Annotated in this window: 4 protein-coding genes; 3 read left to right on the forward strand and 1 reads right to left on the reverse strand. The window is 41.4% G+C overall.

Annotated elements, in window-relative coordinates:
- Nucleotides 1–214: 214 nt before the first annotated feature.
- Nucleotides 215–1,645, reverse strand: coding sequence for a dihydrolipoyl dehydrogenase (gene lpdA / locus CK510_RS22640; protein WP_095723838.1), 1,431 nt, complete (start codon nt 1,643–1,645; stop codon nt 215–217).
- A gap of 614 nt (nt 1,646–2,259) precedes the next feature.
- Between lpdA and CK510_RS22645 the strand changes: the two genes are divergently transcribed.
- The 3 genes from CK510_RS22645 to argZ all read left to right on the forward strand — a co-directional run bounded on the left by CK510_RS22645 (nt 2,260) and on the right by argZ (nt 7,554).
- Nucleotides 2,260–2,460 carry a hypothetical protein gene (locus CK510_RS22645; RefSeq protein WP_095723839.1) on the forward strand — a complete coding sequence of 67 codons (201 nt, stop codon included), beginning with the start codon at nt 2,260–2,262 and terminating at the stop codon, nt 2,458–2,460.
- A 33-nt stretch (nt 2,461–2,493) separates the two neighbouring features.
- Entirely contained in the window at nt 2,494–5,214 is a 2,721-nt protein-coding gene (locus tag CK510_RS22650) for a choice-of-anchor D domain-containing protein (protein WP_095723840.1), read from the forward strand.
- Between the two features lie 228 nt (nt 5,215–5,442).
- Nucleotides 5,443–7,554, forward strand: coding sequence for a bifunctional arginine dihydrolase/ornithine cyclodeaminase (gene argZ / locus CK510_RS22655; RefSeq protein ID WP_095723841.1), 2,112 nt, complete (start codon nt 5,443–5,445; stop codon nt 7,552–7,554).
- Nucleotides 7,555–7,711 lie beyond the last annotated feature (157 nt).

The raw sequence follows: 7,711 nt of genomic DNA on the forward strand, positions 1-7,711 counted from the left end.
CTAGTACAACACGGCGCAAGTAAACCGACTATTGTGAATACCAAACCCGTCAGAGCCAGAGGTTATAAACCTCTGTCTAATAGCGAAAGTCCTCTAAAAGAGGATTAAATTCAAGCCCTAAATGGTAGGCATATTTACGCCAAGCTGTACTAGTATGGCGATTAGACATTTTTTATGCCCCATGCCCGTTGCCCTTTTCCCTAATTTTTAATTTCTAGACTGCGACTGCCCGTTTATAGGCTTCGTCTAGGACTTCGGAAAGCGTTGGATGGGCGTGAACTAGGTGTGCTAAGGTATGGACGGTTTGACGGTTTGCCATTGCGGCTGAAGCTTCGTGGATTAAGTCAGATGCGTGTAAACCAAATATATGTACCCCTAATACTTCACCCGTATCTTGACGATATATGACTTTGGCGATACCGTCCCCTTCTCCTTCCGCTAAGGCTTTAGAATTACCTTTGTAATAGCTTTTAGCAACTCCAATTTCAAAGCCTGACTCCTTTGCCAATTCCCTTGCTTGGGCTTCGGTTCTACCTACATAGCTAATTTCTGGGTGGGTAAATGCGGCTGCGGGGATGCTGTCGTAATCGACTTCCTTGGCTCTACCACAAATATTTTCCACAGCAATTATACCCTGTGCCGAGGCTGCATGTGCCAACATCATTTTTCCGGTTGCGTCACCAATCGCCCAAAGATGGGGTACAACTTCACCGCCACTAAGTACAGCCATACTATCATTGACGGGAATAAAATTGCGGCGATCGCATTCCACACCCACCTTTTCTAACCCCAAGTCTTTGGTTGCGGGGATACGTCCAGTGGCAACTAAGCAAGCGTCAACTTCAATCGTATCAACATCTTCTTTGGTTTTGAAGTTTGCCAATTCAATCACCACAGGGGAACCGGGAATTATCCGCTTGGCATAGATACCAACGTAGGTTTCGATGTCACGAGGGGTAATTAGGGTTCTTTCGGCAAGTTTGGCGATATCGCGGTCAAATCCCGGCATTAACTGGTCTAATGCTTCGATCATGGTGATTTCGCAGCCTAATGCCGAATAGATATCGGAAAATTCCAAACCGATGTAACCGCTACCAATGATTGCTATCCATTTTGGTAATGTTTCTAACTTTACTCCTTGGTCGCTGGTAAAGACTGTTTTGCCATCAACTTCAATACCTGGGGGTACAAAAGGGATGGAACCAGTGGAAAGAATAATATCTTGTGCAGTAATTATTTTTTCGCCGGAATCAGTAGTAATACTAATCTTGTGTTGACCTGCCAGTTTACCCCAACCCTTGATAATCTCAACACCGAGACGTTTGAGACTGTTAGTTAAATCACCCTGGATTTTCGCAGCCAGATTATTCGCATGATTTGCGATCGCTTCCCGTTCAAATTGAACGTTACCGATTTGAATACCCAGGGATTTGAGGTGATGGGCATTTCGCAATTCCCTTACCTTCCCGGAAGCCGCTAATAATGCCTTTGAGGGAACACAGCCACGGTTGACGCAGGTTCCCCCCATATCAGCCGCTTCGATAATCGCCGTCTTTAAACCACAAGCAACGGCGTGGAGGGCTGCACCATGCCCACCGACTCCAGCACCGATAATTACCAAATCATAATCAAATCCATGACTCACGTTCGTTATCCCCGTGCGCTTTGTCCTATTTATTCTCAATTGACCGAGCGTTCGGTGCAAGTCTCTCAATTTTAGAGTGTCAACAAACTAAATTGATGATTTTTGGCTACTAATATCAAAAAAATTTGGCGATACTCCTGGAGGAAGTGCTACGCCAATACAGTGGGTAATAGTAGCATAAATTACTTGCTTTTAAATTTAAGAAATTGCTAATAGCATACGAGTAAGACTAATTCTATGTGAGGCTGCACATTATTCGACCCCTCCATACCTCCCCTACCCTGCGGGAACGCGGTAGACGCTTCGTCTTCTCGTAGAGTAGCGCGTAAGGTAAGGGGAGGTGCCACAGGCGGTGGGGTTATTTTATGCTTCTTCATACTAAATTGGTATAACGACAAATCAAGACAAATAACAGCAAAATATTTTTTCTGGATTTTTTCTGGACTTGTTAGAATATCCAGATTTATTAAGTATCAGTGAATTTAATTTACTCAGTAAAATTAATTGTTTATAAATTTCATAAAAAAAAATTATAATTTATGCTCTGACATTTTGTGTCTAGAAATACTGTATGCGGAGAAGAAAGTGTCCCTAGCAGGTTATATCTACCCCCCATGATTGTTTTAGAATACATCTCTACAGGCAAATTGCCGTATTTTCAGGGTGCAGAGAGAGACGAACCATCGGGTTGTCCATACAGGAACAGGGAACAAGGTAGAGATGACTCGATGAGTCGTTTGTATGGGATTAGGGATGAAATTTCCCAATACCTAATGCATCATACCGAATACCCCCAAATCTACCAGGGTGACTGACGAAACAAATTCAGGTCAAATACCGTAGATAAAATGACTCAACAGCAAATTCTCGAACTTGCCAAACAAGGTGATATTCATGCGATTGAAGCATTAATAAATGAATCCTTGAAGCCGCAAGGAGTTACAGCAAAAGTCGGGTTGAAAGATAGTTGTTTATATGTTGCTTTAGCTGCTGCCAAGGTTCCTGACAGAAAGATTTTGGTGAAGTTGATTTGTGCTGCAATCAGGCAATGGGGTATTCAGTATTTTAATAGTACCAAAATTTATGCGGCAGAATGGGGGCAAAATCTGCCTGTTTGGCAGCAGGAAGTTAAGCTAAATGGAGTACATACAGAAAGGCTGAAAAATCCCCTTCCTATCAATGCTACAATTTGGGATCAAGATATCAAACAAAGTAATTTTGAGTCGTCAGATAAAATGCCAGAAAAAATTGCTGGAAATTTGGCGGTTGGAAAATTTACCATCCAGCTAGATTCAACTTCCGGTAGTGTTGTCAGTCGGATAACGCAGAAATGTCAAGTTAAATTGCGAGACTCCAATGCGATCGCAGCACGTTTACCATTTTCATTAGCACCAACATCTTTGAATTTAATTGGACGATTGAAGGAAATAAAAGGAGCAATTAATGCTTTAAATTCTGCTGATGTATCTCCCGAATCGAAGCAATCAATCGAATTTTACGGTGATTCTGGTTTTGGTAAATCGGCTTTATTGCGGCATTTTACCCATTTTATTCAAACAAACCGGGTTTTCCCCGATGGTACTATCTTTTTGAATTCTCGTTATCAAACGGCAAGTGATTTATTACAATCGCTCTTTGATATTTTTGGCGAAAGCGATATTACTTATAAACCAACAGATTTAGAAATTAGCAAAGCTTTAGAAAGTAAACAAGTTCTGCTAATTTTAGATGACACAAAATTAACACCAGCAGAAATAAAAGAATTACAAATAGCACTTCCTAATTCTCGCTTTGCACTAGCATCATCAACGAAAAGACTAGACGAAAATAGTTTTAGTACTGCACTCACAGGTTTTACAGCGCGAGATGCATTGACTTTTGTCACCCAAGAATTAGAAAGAACGGTTAATCCAGATGAGTTTCAATCAATAGAAGTACTTGCGAATTTATTAGGGGGAAATCCTTGGTTGTTACGACTAGCTGTAACTAGTATAAATAGGGAAGTATATACTTTTCCAGAATTGGTTTTGCAGTTACAATTTTCTGCCACAAGTGATGTTTTAATTCAGGGAATTTTAGCTGTTATTCCCAAATCTGAATGCACAATTTTGGCGATATTAGCAGCAGTGAACGGAATCCCATTATTAGCAGGACAAGTTGAAGCTTTGAGTGGAATTACTGCGACTCCGGGAATATTGCAGAACTTAACTAAGTGGAATCTGGTGGAAAATGAGCAAGACCGTTATTATATTAACGATGTACTAATTGCGGTATTACAAAAAGAATGGGATTTAAATTATTGGCATGAATTAATTCTTGATTATTTCACAACTTGGGCAGAAAGATATAGTCGTTTACCCAGTTTATTACGTTCCGAAACCGATGTTTTGATGGAAACCTTAACTTGGGCAGTTAAGGTTGAACGTTGGCAACAGGTTTTGCGTTTGGTAGAAGCAATTGAAACTCCCCTAGCTTTAGATAAGCAATGGGGTTTGTGGGATATTGTTTTACAGTCGGGTTTGCAAGCATCCATTGTAATTAAGGATAAAGCAACCGAAGCTTGGTTACTGCATCAATTGGGTAGTCGAGCATTATGCTTGGAAGAGATGGGAAAAGCCCGCAATTATTTGGCTCATGCGGTGAAAATACGCAATGCATTGGGAGATGAGAATGCTGTTAATATTAGCCAAAAAAATTTCAATCTGATTAATACAATGTTATCCGAAGCGGCAAAAGATGAGCCAGAACTGGTAATTAATTACATTCCAAGTAATCCTATTTCTACTAATCGAAGAATCTGGAAATTTGGATTAATTTTCCTATTATGTTCAGGATTGGCTGGACTTATGGCTTGGTTTGTTTTAGCGCGTCCCAAATCATTGTCAGTATCACAAGTAAATACCACTAATTTAATATCCAAATCTGATGAAACGATTACATCAGGGCAAATAAAGCTGAGTAGTCCAAAGCTGATTTTTGGCAACCAAACAATTAATTCCACAAGTCAAAAGCAAACTATTACAGTTACCAACCAATCTTCAACCCTAGTGCAGGTAGATGATATGGATAACAATGGTAAACAAGGGGATTTTGAGATTACTAGCAGTTGCGCGACGACAATTTCACCGAAACAAAGCTGTAATATTTCCGTTGTTTTTGCACCTATCGATACAGGTAAACATATTGCCAGATTAGCAGTGAGCGATCGCAATGGCAAAAGATTAAAAACTTTACTGATAGAGGGATTTGCAAATACTTCTGAAACATCCACAGAAAACCTTTTACCCACACCATCCAAAGTTATCCCAGAACCCCTAGCACTTCCCACACCAAAGTCGATACCGCAACCACAACTACAAAAACAAAAACAGCCAAAACCAACTATCCCCACATTCCCCATCATCCCAACCCGCGAATTACCGGAAACTATACCCAACGAGTCAACCGAATCACCAGAACCTACACCAACCCAATCACCTGAACCCACACCAACCGAAGAAGTCACATTTCCCACTCCTACCGAACAAATAACAGTTCCCCCAGCTACGGCAACACCATCGACTAATTAGGTGACTTCCAGAAAATAAAATATCCCAACCGATAAATTTATCTATCACTCGTAAGTAAGGGTAGGGTTTCCCTACCCCTACAATAATTGGGAACAATTTATTTAGACAAATAAATCAAACCATGTGAAAATCCCCGGCTAGAATTGTGGACGATTGATGAAAAATCTTCGATAAAATCGCGCTTAGTTATATTCTAGACAGGTAAATAGCATCTCACTGGTGATTCTTATGACTTCTCATATTTCGATTTTGATGTGTGCCCCTGACCACTACGATGTAGATTATGTAATTAACCCTTGGATGGAGGGAAATATCCACAAATCGTCACGCGATCGCGCTGTCGTACAGTGGCAAGGGCTGTATCAAATTTTAAAGGAACATGCCACGGTTGATTTAGTTACACCCCAGAAAGGTGTACCAGATATGGTTTTCACCGCCAATGCTGGATTAGTACTTGGTGAGAATGTAGTTTTAAGTCGCTTTTTACACAAAGAACGACAGGGAGAAGAACCATTTTTCAAGGAATGGTTTGAACAACATGGTTACAAGGTTTACGAACTCCCCAAGGATTTACCATTTGAAGGTGCTGGGGATGCCCTTTTTGACAGGGAAGGACGATGGTTGTGGGCTGGTTATGGTTTCCGTTCAGAGCTAGATTCCCACCCATATCTGGCAAAATGGCTGGATATCGAAGTGTTGTCGCTACGATTGATTGATGAGCGATTTTACCACCTTGATACCTGTTTTTGTCCCCTCGCTAACGGCTACTTACTTTATTATCCAGATGCATTTGATTCCTATTCCAATCGTTTGATTGAAATGCGGGTTGCTCCAGAAAAACGGATTGCGATCGCAGAAGCAGATGCGGTAAATTTTGCCTGCAATACTGTAAATTTAGAGCATATAGTCGTCATGAATAAAGTCTCTGATGGCTTGAAAGCACGACTCAAGCAAGTTGGTTTCCAGGTACTTGAAACCCCCCTAACTGAATTTCTCAAAGCTGGTGGTGCTGCTAAATGTTTGACATTACGTGTTACTGAACCCGTACTTGCCGATGTTCATGCTAGCATCCATGTTGAAAGTCGCATTATCAGTATCCAAGGGCACTTACTCGACTCCGGTTTGATTAACCGAGCGCTAGATTTAATCATAGATAATGGTGGTAGTTTCCAAGTTCTGAATTTTAACTTGGGAGAACAACGTCAAAGCACCTCAGCAGCAGAAGTCAAAGTCTCTGCACCATCCCATGAAGTGATGGAAAGTATTATTTCCCACCTCATCGATTTGGGTGCAGTCGATTTACCCCAAGACGAACGCGATGCTAAACTCGAACCCGTAATTGAAAATGGTGTCGCACCAGATGATTTTTATGTGAGTACAATTTATCCTACCGAAGTGAGAATCAACGGTGAATGGATACAGGTACAAAATCAGCGTATGGATGGTGCGATCGCAATTTCCCAAACTCCCCAAGGTACGGTAGCAAAATGTAAGTTATTACGGGATTTGGAAATTAAGGAAAGTGTTGTTGTTGATGTATTTGGCATCCGCACAATCCGCAAAACCGAATCACGGGAAAAACGCAATACAGAAGAATTTAGCTTTATGTCTGCGGGTGTTTCCAGCGAACGTCGAGTTGAATTAGTTGTGGAACAAGTCGCCTGGGAATTACGTAAAATCCGTGATGCTGGTGGTAAAGTAGTTGTTAGTGCTGGTCCTGTGGTTATACATACAGGTGGTGGTGAACATTTATCGAGATTAGTCAGAGAAGGCTACGTACAATCCCTACTGGGAGGAAATGCGATCGCAGTTCATGACATCGAACAATCCACATTAGGCACATCCTTGGGTGTGGATATGAAGCGAGGTGTTACAGTACGGGGAGGACACAGACATCACCTCAAGGTCATTAACACAATTCGCCGTTACGGTAGCATTAAAAAAGCTGTTGAAGCTGGTGTAATTACAAATGGGATTATGTACGAATGCGTTAAAAATAACGTTCCCTTCGTCCTTGCAGGTTCAATTCGCGATGATGGACCTTTACCCGATACCCAGATGGATTTGATTAAAGCACAAGTCGAATACGCCGAACAAATTAAAGGTGCGGAAATGATTTTGATGCTGTCATCAATGCTGCACTCGATTGGTGTGGGAAATATGACACCATCCGGGGTGAAAATAGTTTGTGTTGATATCAACCCCGCAGTCGTCACAAAATTGAGCGATCGCGGTTCGGTAGAATCGGTTGGTGTGGTTACTGATGTGGGTTTGTTCCTCAGTTTGTTGGTACAGCAACTCGATAAGTTAACTAGTCCTTATGTTGGGAAAGTTGGTTAGGAATTAGCCTGTAGTTTAATATAGAGTCTCTTAATCTCTACCTTGTACACAAGTCTGATTTCCCTTCATATCCCGGAGTTTATCCCCCCTAACCCCCTTTCCAAGGGGGGAAAATAAAAATCCAGTTCCCTCCCCTTTCCAAGGGGAGGGTTAGGGT

Origin of the sequence: Brunnivagina elsteri CCALA 953 (assembly GCF_002289455.1) — a bacterium.
In the GTDB taxonomy this organism is placed as follows: domain Bacteria; phylum Cyanobacteriota; class Cyanobacteriia; order Cyanobacteriales; family Nostocaceae; genus Brunnivagina; species Brunnivagina elsteri.